Source organism: Mycobacterium sp. SMC-4 (genome assembly GCF_025263265.1).
In the GTDB taxonomy this organism is placed as follows: domain Bacteria; phylum Actinomycetota; class Actinomycetes; order Mycobacteriales; family Mycobacteriaceae; genus Mycobacterium.
Map to the genome: position 1 here is coordinate 5,448,351 of NZ_CP079869.1, position 16,007 is coordinate 5,464,357.

11 protein-coding genes are annotated in these 16,007 nt (G+C 66.3%); 4 read left to right on the plus strand and 7 right to left on the minus strand.

The genetic code is table 11. The features are described 5' to 3' along the window. The 3 genes from KXD98_RS26100 to KXD98_RS26110 are packed head-to-tail and all read right to left on the minus strand — an operon-like array spanning position 1 to position 3,487. Entirely contained in the window at positions 1–1,755 is a 1,755-nt protein-coding gene (locus KXD98_RS26100) for an amidohydrolase family protein (RefSeq protein WP_260761182.1), read from the minus strand. Then, on the minus strand, positions 1,743–2,651 hold the full coding sequence (locus tag KXD98_RS26105) for an alpha/beta fold hydrolase (protein ID WP_260761183.1): 909 nt from the start codon (positions 2,649–2,651) through the stop codon (positions 1,743–1,745). Before KXD98_RS26105 ends, KXD98_RS26100 begins: the two co-directional genes overlap by 13 nt. Then, positions 2,648–3,487 carry an SDR family oxidoreductase gene (locus KXD98_RS26110; protein ID WP_260761184.1) on the minus strand — a complete coding sequence of 280 codons (840 nt, stop codon included), beginning with the start codon at positions 3,485–3,487 and terminating at the stop codon, positions 2,648–2,650. The genes KXD98_RS26105 and KXD98_RS26110 overlap by 4 nt, the downstream gene beginning before the upstream one ends. Positions 3,488–3,609: 122 nt before the next feature. Between KXD98_RS26110 and KXD98_RS26115 the strand changes: the two genes are divergently transcribed. Further along, a complete protein-coding gene (locus KXD98_RS26115; protein ID WP_260761185.1) occupies positions 3,610–4,149 on the plus strand; it encodes a PadR family transcriptional regulator in 540 nt (179 codons plus the stop codon). 47 nt (positions 4,150–4,196) lie between these two features. Here the strand turns inward: KXD98_RS26115 and KXD98_RS26120 are convergent, their stop codons facing one another. Further along, positions 4,197–7,349, minus strand: coding sequence for a cytochrome P450 (locus tag KXD98_RS26120; protein WP_260761186.1), 3,153 nt, complete (start codon positions 7,347–7,349; stop codon positions 4,197–4,199). A gap of 206 nt (positions 7,350–7,555) precedes the next feature. On the opposite strand from KXD98_RS26120, the gene KXD98_RS26125 reads away from it, so the two are divergent. Continuing rightward, positions 7,556–9,181, plus strand: a complete 1,626-nt coding sequence (locus KXD98_RS26125; RefSeq protein WP_260761187.1) for a DASS family sodium-coupled anion symporter — start codon at positions 7,556–7,558, stop codon at positions 9,179–9,181. A 17-nt stretch (positions 9,182–9,198) separates the two neighbouring features. On the opposite strand, the gene ppk2 is transcribed toward KXD98_RS26125, so the two are convergent. Further along, positions 9,199–10,074, minus strand: coding sequence for a polyphosphate kinase 2 (gene ppk2, locus KXD98_RS26130; RefSeq protein ID WP_260765438.1), 876 nt, complete (start codon positions 10,072–10,074; stop codon positions 9,199–9,201). 59 nt (positions 10,075–10,133) lie between these two features. Then, entirely contained in the window at positions 10,134–11,597 is a 1,464-nt protein-coding gene (locus tag KXD98_RS26135; RefSeq protein WP_260761188.1) for an APC family permease, read from the minus strand. A gap of 158 nt (positions 11,598–11,755) precedes the next feature. Between KXD98_RS26135 and KXD98_RS26140 the strand changes: the two genes are divergently transcribed. After that, a complete protein-coding gene (locus KXD98_RS26140; protein WP_260761189.1) occupies positions 11,756–13,975 on the plus strand; it encodes a glycoside hydrolase family 3 C-terminal domain-containing protein in 2,220 nt (739 codons plus the stop codon). Positions 13,976–13,998: 23 nt separating this feature from the next. Here the strand turns inward: KXD98_RS26140 and KXD98_RS26145 are convergent, their stop codons facing one another. After that, on the minus strand, positions 13,999–15,201 hold the full coding sequence (locus tag KXD98_RS26145; protein ID WP_260761190.1) for a lycopene cyclase family protein: 1,203 nt from the start codon (positions 15,199–15,201) through the stop codon (positions 13,999–14,001). An 87-nt stretch (positions 15,202–15,288) separates the two neighbouring features. Here KXD98_RS26145 and KXD98_RS26150 point away from each other — a divergent pair, with 87 nt between their 5' ends. Continuing rightward, complete coding sequence (locus tag KXD98_RS26150; protein ID WP_260761191.1) at positions 15,289–16,002, plus strand: superoxide dismutase; 714 nt, start codon at positions 15,289–15,291, stop codon at positions 16,000–16,002. Positions 16,003–16,007 lie beyond the last annotated feature (5 nt).

Sequence of the window (16,007 nt, forward strand, 5' to 3'; positions counted from 1 at the left end):
TCACGTCGAGATCAGGTAGCGCCCGCTGCCCAGGGTTCGACCGTAGCCTTCGACGAATTCTCCGTTCCGGAAGACGACCTCGCCGCCGATGGCGGTGGCGACGACAGCGCGGTCGTTGCGGTTGACCATGCGCGAGAGATTGCCGAAGAACGGTGCGGGTTCCTCGTGGTAGGCCTCGAGGGATTCGTCGAGGCCTACGGGGTCGATCACGACGAAGTCGGCACGGTCGCCCTGCCGCAGATACCCGGCGTCGAGCCCGAACCACGAGGCGAGTTCTCCGGTCACCCGGTGGACAGCCGCGCCGAGCGGCAGAATCTGCTGTCCGCTGCCGAGGGCATCGCGCGCACGCTTGAGGAACCGCAGCGCCATGTTGTAGAACGCCATGTTGCGCAGGTGCGCACCGGAATCCGAGAACCCCAACTGCACAGTCGAATAGCGCGCCATCTCGTCGAGGACGTGAGCGCGGTCGTTGTGCAACGTGGTCGTCCAGCGCACGTTGCGTTCACCATTGTCGACGAGCACGTCGAGGAACGCGTCGACCGGGTGTGCCGACCGTTCTTCGGCGATCTGTCCGAAGCTCTTCCCGATCAATGAAACGTCCGGGCATTCGACGATCATGGCGTCGTGGAAGTCCCGATTCCACGACCGGGGTCGCAGGCTTGTCGCGCTGAGCTCCCGGCGGAGTTTGCGACGGTAGGTGTGATCGGAGAGAAGGGCGTTGCGCTCAAGCTGATCACGCACATGCAGGGCGGCAGTCCCCGCGCCGAACTCCTCGAACACCGGTAGGTCGATGCCGTCGGAGTACACGGTGAACGGCACCGGCAGGTGTTGAAATACGACGTCGGAGTCGAAGAACGCATTACCCAGCCGGGTCATCAGACGCAGCGCACGGTGGGCGCCGCGCGCGGTCTTGGTATCGAAGGACACCAAGAGGCTGACCGGAACAACCCTGCGCGGCCGGGGGAAACGTTTCCCGGACGCCGCGAAGAACAACGCGGCCGACAGCGGGTTGTTGATGTTGGGGGCACTTTGCAGGACACGGCCGTGCGCGCGCAGTACCTCGATCAAGCGCCGACGTTCCCGCCACCGGGCATAGGTGGACGGAAGTGCTCGAGATCGGTACCGGTCCCCGTCGAGTTTGTCCAGTGGGGTGTCCATTCCCGACATCCCCAGCATTCCGGCCGTGAGCGCTCGGTCGAGCATCTCGGCCATGGTGTCGAGTTCGGCCGCGGTGGGCCGGACGGTCCGATCAGTAGCTCTTCCGAGACCCATCACCGCCGCACGCAGATCCGAATGCCCGAGAAAGGAGGCGACGTTGGGTCCGAGTGGCAGCGAATCGAGTGTGGCGATGTAGCCCTCGGGGTCCGCCCAATCGCGATGGGCATTCAGGGCGGCCAAGACGTGTTCGCGTGGTACCGCCTCCACCCTGCTGAACAGGTCCGCAGCATCCTCGGGCTCGGAGTACACCGTCGACAGCGAACAGCACCCTAAAACCACGGTGGTGACGCCGTGGCGTACCGACTCACCGAGGCCGGGATTCTGCAGCACCTCGGCGTCATAGTGGGTGTGGATGTCCAAAAATCCGGGAAGCACCCACTTTTCGTCAGCTTCGATGATCTGGGCAGCGTGTGTGGCGTCAAGCCCTGCACGCGATACCGTGACGACTCGTCCGGCCCTGATGCCGAGGTCGGCGACTTCGGGCTCCCTGTCGCTACCGTCGAACCACAGCCCGCGGCGAACGATCAGATCGAACATTGCCGACCCTGTTTGCGATCCGACGGTGCGGTCCACCGGGCGGTATCGGCGATGTGCGAGATGACCATGTCGGCCACTTGGCGTGGACGCTCGTGGGGTATCCAATGCGAGACGCCCTCCAGGATTTCGAACCGATAGGGCCCCTCGACATAGCGCTCGGTCAGCTCGGCGGCCCGACGGCCGAGGAAAGGGTCACCGCTGCTCCAAACGTAGAGCGTCGGTACGCCGATCTTCGCCGTCCGGGAACTCCGATAGAACATGGCGCGGTACCAGTTCAGCGCCGCTGTGGCCGCGCCCGGTTCGCGCCAGAACTCGGCGATATCGGTGGCAGGAATCGGCCCAGAGCGTCGCGCGGAACGCCGCGCGACCAACCGATTGACGGTGAACAGGAGGTGCAGGAATCGCTCGGGAATCCAGGGGATGTGAAAGGCGATCATGTACCAGGACCGGAGCAGCTGTCCACGCGCCATTGCGGCCAAGAAAGCCCTCGGGTGCGGTACCGACAGTGCCGTGACAGTCGCGACCCGGTCTGGATGCGAGCCGGCTACTTCCCACGCCACGGTGGCTCCCCAGTCATGGCCCATCACATGGAATTTCGTCAGCCCGGCCTGATCGGCAAGAGCGATGACATCGGCAGTGAGCCGACCGGTCGCATAGGCTCTGACCCCCGCCGGGCGGGCACGCGGTGAATACCCTCGCTGGTCGGGTGCCAGCACACGGAACCCCGCGGTGGCCAGCTCCTGGATCATCGGACGGTAGCTGCGGGCCCGCGCGGGAAATCCGTGCAGAGCGATGATCACCGGACCGTCGAGCGGTCCTTCGTCGATGACGTCGAAAGTGAGTCCGTCGTTGGTGAACGTCGGCAATCGATTGCCCGCCACACCGGGGTTGGTCATCGCGATATCTCGGCAATCCCGTCGGCTTGTGCCGAAAGACCCCGCCCGCGTCGTGCGCCGGTGCGAATCATCAATGCCGCCAGTGGCCGCGGCGTGAGTCGCGCCTGCATGGCGAGTAGCCGGGTGCTCCATGGCGCCATCACCTCGGATGCCTGCGCCTGCACACCGCGCACCACCACCGCACCGGCCTGGTCGGGGCTCAACGGTGCGGACAACCTGGAGATGGTCGGGACCCGTTCCTCGGACCCGGGGTTCTTTTCCCAATAGCTTGAATCCACCTTGCCGATCACCGCTTCGGTCACGCCGATTCCGGTGCCTGCGAGGTCTGCCCGTAAGGCTTCGCTGAATCCGCGCAGCGCCCACCTGGCACCGGCATAGCCGATCGCGCCAGGCCACACGACACGCGACCCGGGTGAATTCACATTGACCACCCAACCGCGGCCGCGGGCCAGCATCGCCTCGATGAAGACCCTGGTGGTGTAGCAGGCGGCGAGGTAGGGCGCGGCCATCTGGGTGACGAACTGGGCCGGCTCGGTCTCCTCGATGAACTGGAATGCGCCCGCGCCGGCGCAGTTGACGATCACGTCCGGTGTCCCCCACGACCCGGCGACCTGCTGACCGAGTGCCGCCACCTGTTGTGCGTCGGTCAGGTCGGCGCTGTGCACCATCGCCGCAGCACCGCGCGCCCGAACCTCACCGGCCACGGTTTCCAATGCAGCTTCGTCGCGAGCCACCAGCACCACGCGAGCACCCTGCTCAGCCAGCCGTCGCGCGGTCCCGGCGCCAATCCCGTTCGATGCTCCGGTAACCAGCACCGTCGCGCCTGAAAGGTTCACCTTTCGACCTCCACTCAACAGTCTCATTGTTAGTCCATAATGGACTATCGCACGAGGGTGGCGGTCTGGCAAGGCGCCGTCATCGGCGCAGCCCGGTCAACGCTGGCCATAGACTCACCTGGGTGAAGTTGACGCCGACCTCCTACGTGCTGCTCGGGCTGGTCCGATGGACGCCGCGGTCAACCGCCTACGAACTCGAACGAACCATCACGGCCACCGTCTCGCAGATGTGGACCATCCAGCGCTCGCAGATCTATCGGGAACCCGCCCGCCTTGTCGATGCCGGCCTGCTCACCGCCGAGGTCGATGACGAAGGTCGCCAGAAGACTCGCTTTTCCATCACCGAAGCCGGTGTACTCGCCCTCGACCAGTGGCTCGGCCAGGCAACAGACGAGATGCCGCAGTTGCGCGACCTGGCGATACTCAAGGTGTTCTTCGGCGCCGAGCCCGAGAACATCGCCCGGGTGCGCCTGCTGGCCCACCAGGCCCGGCTCAAGAACTATGAAGTACTGCGCGAGGCCGGCGGCGTCAGCCACCCGGGCCCCCGTCGCGCGATCGAAGCCGCGATTGCCCATGAACGCACCTCGATCCGCTACTGGAGCAGGCTCGCCAAGGCCGACAACAGCTCTGACCTGAGCGAACTACCCGGCGAGGACACGTGAATCGCCGCGGTCGCCACACCTGAGACATCGCTGCCCGCGGCGCCGATTCACCCGGCCCACACGTCCTCGACGTATCGGTCGGACTCCACCAGGGATTCGAGCCAGTCACGCGCCTGGGTGTCGGCGGCCCCGGTATGCGCCGAATAGATTGTGCAGAAGGCTTCGCGCACCGCGGGTGCCATCCGGGCGCCGTCACCACAGACGAAAACGTGGGTCTCCTTGGCGGGATCGCCGAGCAGTTCCCAGACCTGGACCGCGTCGGCGGCGATGCGGTCCTGTACGTAACGGACTCCGTCCTGTGGCGCCCGGGAGAAGGCCGGACGCATCCGGACGATCCCTTCCCGTTCGGCATCTTCGAACTGCTCCCGAAAGATGTAGTCCACCTCAGGATCCCGGACTCCGAAGAAGCACAGTGCCGGGGCGAAGGGTTCGCCCGCCTGCTTGGCGGCCAGCCGGTCCCCGAGAAAGCCGCAGAACGGTGCGACGCCGGTACCTGCGCTGACCAGGATCACGTTCCTGGCTGCGTCCGCTCCGGCTCGAAATGCCTGCCGTGCCGGGTCGACCCTGGCCCGAATCTGCGCGCCGGGGGCCATCGCTGCGAGATGATTGGAGGCCACACCTTTGAACAGTCCCCGTCCCGAGCGCGCCGGAGTGTCCAGCACGCTGACGATGAGAGCCACCTCGTTGGCCGACAACCGTGACGACGAGGCGATCGAATAATGGCGCGGTGTCATCGGATCGAGCAGTTCGAGCAGTTCGGCTCCGGTCAGCACGCAGGCGGGGAACTCCCGCAGGCACTCCAGCGGGCTGAGCACACACGGCTGCGCCGACTGGGCGAGTTCCTCGAGACGCTCGCGCTCGGCCGCACACGGGTTGGCTGCCGCGAGCTTGCGCAACTGGCTGGCCGTCGCAGGCTTTCTCAGCTCGACGAAATGGGTCAGCAATTCGCGCACGCTGACCTCTCGGTCCAACGCGATGACGCGCCGCGACGTTCGCCGGGCATTGATCGACAGCCGCAGCTCCGGATCGATGCCCAGCAGTTCGATCACCACCTGCACGACATCAGGTGGATTGTCGGCCAGCACGGTCAGGTGGTCACCGGTGGAGTATTCGATGCCCTGCGGAAGAGCCACGCGGACATAGTGTTTGGCCTGGCCCAGCGAGTTGTCGACGCTGACCAGTTCGTCGTTGCATGTCACTGTCATCGGCGTGACGCCGAACCTCGCATCGATGGCCGCAGTGACCGGGCCGGCGATCAGCTTGAGGTCATAGAGCGGCTCATCGTTACCGGTCAGCGGTACAGCCTCCGGATCACCGAAGTGCTCCGAGAGCGCCGACCACAGTGCGTCGGTGAACTCCTCCACGGTTCCGGTGAGATCACCGGAGGTATCGGCCGAGGCACGAGGTAACAGGGCCCGGGCGCCCAGTTCGGTCAGTCGCTCGTCGATGCGTTTGGGCACTGCCTGATAGGTGTCGGCCCAGTTGTGGTCACCCACGCCGAGTACGGCGAACAAGGGCTTGCCGCGCACGGTCGCCTCAGCGCCGAACAACCACGTGACGAACTGGCGGGCGTCGTCGGTGGGTTGGCCGTTGTACGACGACGCGACGATCAGGATCGCATCGGTGTCGGGCAGTCCCCCGGCAGCGTCATCGAGCGGTGCCACCGTTGCGGCGCAGCCGATATCGGCGGCCTCCTCGGCGAGCTGTTTGGCCAGCGCACGACAGGTACCGAGGTTGGAGCCGTGCAGAACCGCCAGTGTGGTTCCAGCCCTGACCGGCAAGACCGCGCCGGAGCGCGGTGCGGCAACCGGCACCGCGTCTGCCAGTGCCGCCCGGCGACGGTCCTGCGGGTCGCGGCGCGCCACGTCGAGCGCAAAGCCCACCGGGCGCCGGCTGAACGGGCCTTCGAATCGCAGGACATAGTGTTGCGAGTCGATCAGCCGGTAGCGGTGTATCAGCCGCGCGATCAGCAAGGTCGCTTCGTGCAGCGCGAACTGCCGCCCGATACATGAGCGCTCTCCGGTGCCGAAGGGTTTGAACAAGGCGGTGGATCTGGCCTCGGCTCGGGCGGGAGCGAACCGCTCGGGATCGAAGAGCTCCACGTTGTCGCCCCACTGGGGCTGCCGGTGCAGCGCGCCGGTCAGCACAGTGACCGCCTCGCCTCGTTTGACCGGATAGGCGTCACCGATGACGGTGTCCATCAACGCCATCCGGTCGAAGCTGAGCACCGGTGGAGACAGTCGCAAGGTCTCACTGATCACCTGGCGCAAATAGACAAGCTTGCCGATGTCGTCGTAGGTGGGCCGGTAGTCGTCGTCGCCACCGAACACCGAGTCGACCTCATCGCGCACGCGAGCCAGCACCGCCGGGTGGTGCACCAGGTTGTACACGGTGTTGGGCATCAGCTCTGAAGTCGTCAACTGCCCGGCGATCAGGAACGTCATGATCTGGTTGCGAATGTTGTCGGTGTCGAGCAACGGGTCGCCCTGTGCGTCACAGCCGAGCATGACCGAGAGCAGATCCTCACCGGCGTCGTCGGCGCGGTGCGCGGTGATCAACCCGTCGAAATGAGCGTGCAGCTCGGTGCGCAGGGCCTCGAATTCCGGTGTCTGACCATTCGTCACCACCTCGATCAACGCCGTGGTGAAACACTGCGGGATCGGGGCCAGACCATCGTGGTCGAAAGACTCGAATCGGGCGCCGAAGCCGGCCAGTGCCACCGTGTCCATCGCCAGCTTCTGCAGATCGTCGGAGACATCGACCGGTTGGCGCCCGGCACGGGTGTCCCATCGGGCGATGAGTTGGTCGTTGATGTCCATCATCGCACCGTGATAGTTGCGCAGCCCGGCGTAACTGAATCCGGGCATCAAGACATCGTGTGCCCGTTGCCAATTCGGTTCGCCATAGTAAGCGGTGAACAGGCCGTCCCCGGCCAGCGGACGGACCCTGGCCAGTGACTCGGTGATGTTCTTGGCGAATCTGGTCTCGTCGCAGAGTTCGTCGACCAACTCCAGCGAGCACACGTAGAGCTTTCGAGTGCCGCTGAAACCGGAGTAGAAGATCGGACCGTAGAGCTCTCCGAGGGTGTCGATCGGGAGCGCGTGCGGCCGACCGACGAGGTCATCCTCCGACGGCAGTGGTTCGTCGGCCACCGGCACTCCGTCCAGCGACGGCGGCAACGAGGGCGCATAGCCGGACATGCACCGCAGCATAGGCACCTTTGTGCCGCGCTATCAGCGACTTGACCGCACCGGTGACCCCGTCACGTCGGATCGCAGTCGAGCGACACGGCTTTCCGGCGGCTTCCGGTCAGCCGGTAGTGGGTAGGAACCTATTGTGATGCACATCATGCCCGGCACGGTCTGCACGCTGCGGGCCGCGCAACTGTCATTAAGGGGAGTGGTCCATGGCCGAGGAGCAGGTTGCGCGCGAAGACCTGGAACGCAACGTAGCCGATCCGCACGGAGACGAGGAGGTCGACGAGCAATCGGCGGGTGAACGCGCACCGGCGGAGAAGGCCTCGACGGCCCGCAGGCGCTGGATCGGCTTTGGCGGTGGACTGCTGCTGGCGGTGCTGGTGTATCTGATCCTTCCCGCCGACCTGGCCCACCCGGCCAAGGTGACCGCCGCCATCGCGGTCCTGATGGGGCTGTGGTGGATGACCGAGGCGATCCCGATACCGGCCACCGCATTGCTGCCGCTGGTCGCCTTTCCGATTCTGGTCGAGGACGTCGGGGTTTCGGCCGTCGGTGCCTCCTACGGCAGTGACATCATCTTCTTGTTCATGGGCGGATTCCTGATCGCGCTGGCCATGCAGCGCTGGAACCTGCACCGGCGTATCGCGCTGCTGACGGTCCGGGCGATGGGTACCAGCGCCACCCGGGTGATCGCCGGATTCATGCTCGCCACAGCCTTTCTGAGCATGTGGGTGTCCAATACTGCGACTGCGGTGATGATGGTGCCGATCGGGGTGTCGGTCCTGATGCTGGCCGGCACCATCTCGCGCTCCGGAGACCAGGCGGCCGATACCGACACCGACGCCATCGACGATGAAGCCGCCGTCGACGAGGACATCAAAGAGCAAGTCAAACAGTCCAACTTCGGCACGGCGCTGATGCTGGGCATCGCCTACGCGGCCTCGATCGGTTCGCTGGCCACCATCATCGGCACCCCACCGAACACTCTGCTCGTCGGCTACCTGCAAGACGAGCACGACATCAACATCGGCTTCGGCCAGTGGATGCTGCTGGGGCTTCCGTTGGCGGCCGTCCTGCTCGTGATCGCCTGGATGCTGTTGGCCAAGGTCATCTTCAAACCGGAAGTCGACGAAATCGAAGGTGGCCAAGGGCTGTTCGAGCGCGAGCTGGCCAGGCTCGGGAAGACCTCCAGCGGCGAGCGCCGGGTCGCGGTGATCTTCGCGCTCGCCGCGATCAGCTGGATTTCGTTTCCGCTGATTTTCGATGATCCGCCCATCTCGGACGCGGGCATCGCGATCACCGCGGGGCTGCTGCTCTTCATCCTGCCGGCGGGTGCGAAACTGGGGGTGCGGCTACTCGACTGGGCTACCGCGGTGCAACTCCCGTGGGGCGTGCTGTTGTTGTTCGGCGGTGGACTCGCGCTGTCCTCGCAATTCAGCTCGTCGGGGCTGACCGAGTGGATCGGCACTCAGGCACAAGACCTGAGGGGTTTGGCGATTCTGCTGCTGGTGGCCGTGATCACCGCCGGAGTGATCTTCCTGACCGAACTGACCAGCAATACCGCGACCGCAGCGACCTTCCTGCCGGTGATCGGTGGGGTCGCGATCGGCATCGGTCAGGATCCGTTGCTGCTGACCATACCCGTCGCCCTCGCCGCGACGTGCGCCTTCATGCTCCCGGTAGCGACACCGCCCAACGCGATCGTCTTCGGCACCGGTTACGTGAACATCGGCAGCATGGTCAAGGGCGGGATCTGGCTGAACCTCATAGCGATTGTGCTCATCAGCCTGGCAGCCACCACGCTGGCGGTATGGGTTTTCGACATCGCGATGTGATCAGCTGCCGGTGAGTGTCAGTCCTCCAGTGCCCGGCCCACGATCAGTGGGTCGGGCACTCCGACAATGCCGTGGTCCTTGTCGTCATAGTCGTACTTCGACAACAGAAAACGCATGGCGTTGAGGCGGCCGCGTTTCTTGTCGTTGCTCTTGACCACGATCCACGGAGCATGGTCGGTGTCGGTGCGCAGGAACATCTCCTGCTTGGCGCGGGTGTAGGCGTCCCACCGCCGTACCGACTCCAGGTCCATATCGGAGAACTTCCAGTGCCGCAGCGGGTCGACGAGGCGGATCGCGAACCGGGTGCGCTGCTCCGAGGGCGAGACCGAGAACCAGAACTTCGTCAGGTTGATGCCTTCGTTGACCAACATTTCCTCGAACAGCGGTGCCTGTCGCATGAATTCATCTTGCTGCTCGGGTGTGGCGAATCCCATCACCCGCTCGACCCCGGCCCGGTTGTACCACGAACGGTCGAACAAGACCATTTCCCCGGCGGTCGGCAGATGCCGGACATACCGCTGGAAATACCACTGCGACCGCTCTTCGTCGGTGGGCTTTTCCAACGCGACGGTACGGGCACCGCGAGGGTTGAGGTGCTCCATGAATCGCTGGATGGTGCCTCCCTTGCCCGCGGCGTCACGACCTTCGAAGACGATCACGTGCCGCGCGCCGGTGCGCTTGCTCCAGCGTTGCAACTTGAGCAGTTCGATCTGCAGCTTGCGCTTGTCGCGCTCGTATTCCTCCCGGCTGAGGCGCTCGGGGTAGGGGTAGCGCTCGCGCCACGTCTCGATGGCGTTGCCGTGGCGGTCAAGCAGCACGGGGTCGTCGTCGTCATCGTCGATGACGGTGTAGCCGTGGTGGGGGGTCGACAGCGCTTCGAGATCGATGTCCATGATGCTCACGCGCTCACGTGTAGCAGACCGAAGTGAACTTTCGGTGCACGCAGGACGTGCTACCGGCCACGACTGCCCTTCGCTGTCCGACGCTGTGCGAGGGCATCGAGCAGCCGGTGTTCGGCGTCTTCTCCTGGGGCGACACCGGTCGGGATGCGCAGCAGGAAGAACATCCCCAGCAGCCACCAGGCACCGAACAGGATCCAGGGCTGCGGATCCAGGAACGCCGGCATCCCGGGCAGGTAGAGGCACAGCAGACCGACGCACAGAACGACCGCTGCCGCGCCGATCACTATGCCGCCGTTGCCTTTTCCACCGATACGCAGCGGACGGTCCATCTGCGGCTCATTGCGCCGCAGGATCACAAAGACGACCGCGACGAGCAGGTAGGCGATGACGATGCTCGGTGAGCCGGAGTCGACGAGCCATACCAGCATCGCCTCGCCCAGGAACGGGGCGATGACCGACAGGCCGCCGATGAACAGCAGGGCGTTGATCGGCGTGCGGAACGTGGGGTGCAGCCTGCCGAACCAGGCCGGCAGCATGCCCGAGCGCGCCAGCGAGAACATCAGCCGGGACGCACCGAGCAGCAGCGAGTTCCACGAGGTGAGGATTCCTGCGATGCCGCCCGCAATCAGCAGCTTGGCCATCAGGTCGCTGTTGAACAGTGCTCCGAACGCATCCGCGGTGGCGATGTCCGCCTCGGCCAGCTCGCTGACCGGCATTGCCGACGAGGTCGTGAGGATGGTGATCAGATACCAGAGGGTGGCCAAGGCCACGGCGATGACGACCAGGCGCCCGATCTGGCGGGCCGGCACGTTGACTTCCTCGGCGGACTGCGGGATGACGTCGAATCCGACGAACAGGAACGGCACCACGACGAGCACGGCGAAGAATCCTGCCGTCCCGCCGGTGAAGAAGGGCTCCATGTTCTCCGCCGAGCCGCCGGTGAAGGAGCCCACGATGAGCATCAGACCGATCACCAGCAGCAGCAGCACGACGAACGTCTGCGTCACGCTGGCGAACTTCACGCCCAAGATGTTGATGGTGGTGATGATGACCGCCGCGACCGCACCGACCAGCGCCCAGGTGAGATAGACCTGGCTGCCAGCGACCTCCCACAACGGGATCTGGTTGAGGCCCGGGAAGAGGTACAACGCGGTTCTGGGCAGGGCGACGGCCTCGAAGGCCACGATGGTCACGTACCCGCCGATGATCCCCCAGGACCCGACGAACGACCACCGTGGTCCCATCCCCCGGAGTAGGAAGTTGTGCTCTCCCCCGGCTTTGGGCATCGCCGCGGTGAGCTCGGCATAGGTCAAGCCGACCACCGCCATGATCACCCCGCCGACGAGCATCGCCAGGACAGCCCCGAGCGTTCCCGCCGAATCGATCCAGCCCCCGGTCAGCACCACCCAGCCGAAGCCGATCATGGCGCCGAAACCGAGGGCCAGCACGTCCCAGTTGCCGAGGACCTTGAGCAGCGAGGTGTCTTCGGTCGTGCCGACGATCTTCTTCTCCATCGAGAACACACCTCTTCTCGGTGCTCGTCCCGTTACCGCTACCGAGCGGCGGTACCGCTAATGATGCCCACCCGGACCGGTCCGCCAAACACGCAATTCCGCGCACCGCCATTGCGTTTCCGAACAGGTCGCGACGCGCACCTCGGTAGCGTCTGGCTGTGGACGCGAAATCGGCAGGTCTGACCCTGGCGGCCAAAGCCGCGCTGGGCAGTGGGCAGTCGTTCTGGCAGACCAAATCCGCGGCCGGGCTGCCCGCCGCGACACTGACCGACGGCCCGCACGGGGTCCGGGTGCAGCCGGATTCGGCCGACCACCTGGGGCTGGGCCACAGCGCCCCGGCCACCTGCTTTCCGCCCGCCGCGGGTCTGGCCCAGAGCTGGGACCGCCGGCTGGTCGAGCGCGTCGGCGCTGCGTTGGCCGACGAGGCTCGCGGGCTGGGTGTGAGTGTTGTGCTCGGGCCCGGCGTCAACATCAAGCGAGATCCGCGGTGCGGGCGCAATTTCGAGTACTACTCCGAAGATCCCGTCTTGAGTGGTGTTCTCGGCGCGGCGTGGGTGCGGGGCCTGCAGTCCCGCGGCGTCGGAGCGTCGGTCAAACACCTCGCCGCCAACAACGTCGAACACGACCGGATGCGATCGGACTCGCGCGTCGAATCGCGGCCGCTGCGCGAGATCTATCTGAAGAGTTTCGAGCGGGTGGTCACCGAGTCCGAGCCGTGGACGGTGATGTGTTCCTACAACAAGATCAACGGCGTCTACGCATCGGAGAACCGGTGGCTACTCACCGATGTGCTGCGCAGTCAATGGGGGTTCGCCGGCGTGGTGGTCAGCGATTGGGGCGCGGTCAGCGACCGCGTCGCCGCGATGGCCGCCGGACTGGACCTCGCCATGCCCGGCGGGGACCCGACCATCGACGAGGACATCGTCGCCGCCGTCGAGGCGGGCCGGCTGGCCGGCGAGGTGGTCGACGAATCGGCAACGCGGGTGCTCAGGCTGCTCACCCGGGCCGCCGGAGGGCCGCCGAACCCGGACCCGGTGGACCACTACGCCCACCATCGGCTGGCCCAAGAGGCGGCGGCCCGCAGCATCGTGCTGCTGAAGAACTCCGACCAGGTGTTGCCCCTGCGTCCGGACATGGCCCTGGCCGTACTGGGGCCCTTCGCCGTGCAGCCCCGCTATCAGGGTGGCGGGAGCTCCCATGTCCAAGCCACCCAGATCGATGTGCCGCTCGATGAGATACAGGCCCGCGCGGTCGGCGAGGTCACTTACGCAGCGGGCTACGGGGCCGACGGCGACCCGCAGCTACTCCTCGACGAGGCGGTGGCCAAAGCCGGCTCCAGCGATGCCGCGATGCTGTTCCTGGGTCTGTCCGACCGTGACGAATCCGAGGGCTACGACCGCGATCACATCGATCTACCGGAAGATCAACTGCGCCTGTTACGCGCGGTCGCAGCCGTCCAACCGCGCGCGGTCGCAGTGTTGTCGCACGGTGGCGTGGTGCGGCTGGCCGAGGTGGATCGATGGGCAGCCGCGGTCCTCGACGGCGCGCTGCTCGGTCAGGGCGGCGGCGCGGCGATCGCCGACGTTCTGTACGGCGCAGTCAACCCGTCGGGCCGGTTGGCCGAAACCGTGCCCGTCCGCCTCGAAGACGCACCGTCGTACCTCAACTTTCCCGGAGAGCATTCGCGCGTCGTCTACGGCGAAGGGATCTTCGTCGGCTACCGGGGCTATGACGCGCGGGCTATCGACGTCACCTATCCCTTCGGACATGGGTTGTCGTACACGACGTTCGAGTACGGCGACGTCGACGCGGTCGCCTGCGACACGGCCGACGGAGTGCACATCGTCGTCACCGTCACGGTGACCAACACCGGTTCCCGCGATGGCCGGGAAGTGGTACAGGTGTACGCATCCAAGGCCGAATCGGCAGTCATTCGGCCGCCGCAGGAACTCAAGGGCTTCGATGTCGTGGACATCGCACCCGGATCGACGCAGTCGGTGTCGGTGCGCTTCCCGCGCAGCGACCTCGCGTACTGGGACGACCGTGTCGACGCATGGGTGGTCGAGGGCGGGGACTACACACTTGGGGTGGGATCCTCGAGCCGAGACATTCGCGGCGTCACGGTGATTCGTCTCGGCGGCGACGACGTGACCGTCCCTCTCGGTCCGGACTCGACGATCGCGGAGGTACTGGCTGACGCCCAGGCCGGGCCCCGCCTCATTGCGATGTTCGGGCAAGCCTGGTCAGGCAGTACCGAGGCCGGCGGCCTGGGCGTGGACTTGTTGAAGATGATCGGGTCGATTCCGCTGAGCCGATTGCGTGCGTTCGTCGGTGCGGACAGCTCGGCGTTGCAACAGATCCTGCGGCCCACCGACTGATACCGCGGTGTGCGCGGACCCCTTCAGGACCCGGTGGGTTCGAGCAAGCCCGATTCGTCATTGGTCGGCAGCCGACGCCGCACCGCCGGAGTGACCAGATGCCAACGCAACCGATTGTCCGATTCCCGGAACAGGCCGCCCATCGCGGCGAGGGTGCCGGCGACATCGTCACGGGCGGTGAGGTAGGTCCAGCGGTGTTTCTCGGGCAGCCGGAAGAATTGTTCGAAGAACCCGGGAACGGTGTCGGGCGGCATGCGCAGCAGAGCCTCCAGGCCGATGCGCCGGATGTGGTGGACCACCTTGGCGGCCCGCGGCCACACGACGTCTTGGGCCGCGGCCAGCGCGCGGTCCGGCCGGCCCGGCAGGTGCGCGGCAAACGCCTCGGCGACCCGGGGGGCCAGCTGTAGCGAAGTGGCCACACTGAACCCGGTCGCCGGGTGGATCAACGGGGCGGCCGCGCCGAAACCCAGCACGCCGGGGCAACAGTGGCGCGGATGGTCCACTCGGAAGGACACCCGTTCGGCGCGCGCTGCCTTCGGGACCACGATGCCGTGGCCGGCCAGCCGGGCGTGCAGCCGCCGGCGAAGCGTCGACAGCGGCAATCCGGGCCGCCGCGCCAACGATGTCTCCTCGACCAGGACCTGACCACCGCCCAGCGGCACGACGTAGACGAACGTGGGCCACCCCGTCTCGCCGTGGGCGGCGCGCCAGTCCATGAACAGCGCCTCATCGGCGGCGATCAACGGCGCAGCTGTCTGCTCGTCCAGGACCACTCCGAACGCGGTCTGCTCGGCGGGTCTGTCAGCTGACCGGGGGTGATCCAGCGGGCGCCACCGCCCCCCGGCGTCGACGATCACCGACGCGCTCAGCTGCGACCCGTCGGCCAACGCCACGACGCCGGGCTCCGGTGAACCGACGGCCCGCCCGCGGTGCCATCGCACGTCGGTGGCCTGCTCTATGAGATGTTCTTGCAGAGCGGGCACGTCGAGCACCGCGTATTCCCAGCCCAGCCGGTGCTCGGTACGTGCGATGGCCCGTCCGGCGGCACGCGCCGCCACGACCGACCCCGGTAGGTCGGCGGGCAGCTCCTGAGTCCACATTCCGTAGGTCGCCGTCCACGGCCGATCCGGGCCCGGGTCGAGCACCCCGGTCGTCAGGCCCTGCCGTGTGCAGGCGGCGGCCACGGCCATCCCCGCCGGTCCGGCACCGACCACCAGCACGTCCATCTGTCCATGGTGCCCGTTGCGCGCACGCGGTCCGCACACCGGCCGAAAATATGATTGAACGGTCAAGGAGGCGGGAATGGGCATGCCATGAAACGTGGTCTCGTGCTCATGGTCGCTGCTGCCTTCGCTCTGCTCTCCCCCGGTGTGCTGGCCACGACCTTGGCTGGTCCCGCGCAGGCTCAGGGGTCGTTCACGCTGCCGCCGCTGCCCTACCCGCCCGGCGCGCTGGAGCCGGTCATCGACACCGAGACCATGACCGTGCACCACGACAAACACCACCGGGCCTACGTCGACGCACCCAACACGGCAGTCGCCGCCGATCCGGCACTGCAGGGCAGATCCCTGGAGGACCTGGTGGCCGTCGCCGGCACACTTCCCACAGTGGTCCGCAACAACGCCGGCGGACACTGGAACCACACCTTCTTCTGGGACACGATGACTCCGCCGGCCGAGAGCGGCGCGCCGTCGCCTGAACTGCAAGCCGCCATCGACCGGCAGTTCGGCTCACTTGACGGCATGCGAGCGGCCTTCGACGACGCCGGCACCAGTCGCTTCGGATCCGGGTGGGTATGGCTGATCGTGAACTCCAACGGAGCTCTGGCCATCACCTCGACACCCAACCAGGACAACCCGTTGATGGACGTCGCTGATGTTCAGGGCACGCCACTGCTGGGCAACGATGTCTGGGAGCACGCCTACTACCTCAAGCACCAGAACCGGCGCGGCGAGTACCTGTCCGACTGGTGGCAGGTGGTGGACTGGAACACGGTGTCCCAGCGCTACGCCGACGCCCAGCGCTGAGCGGG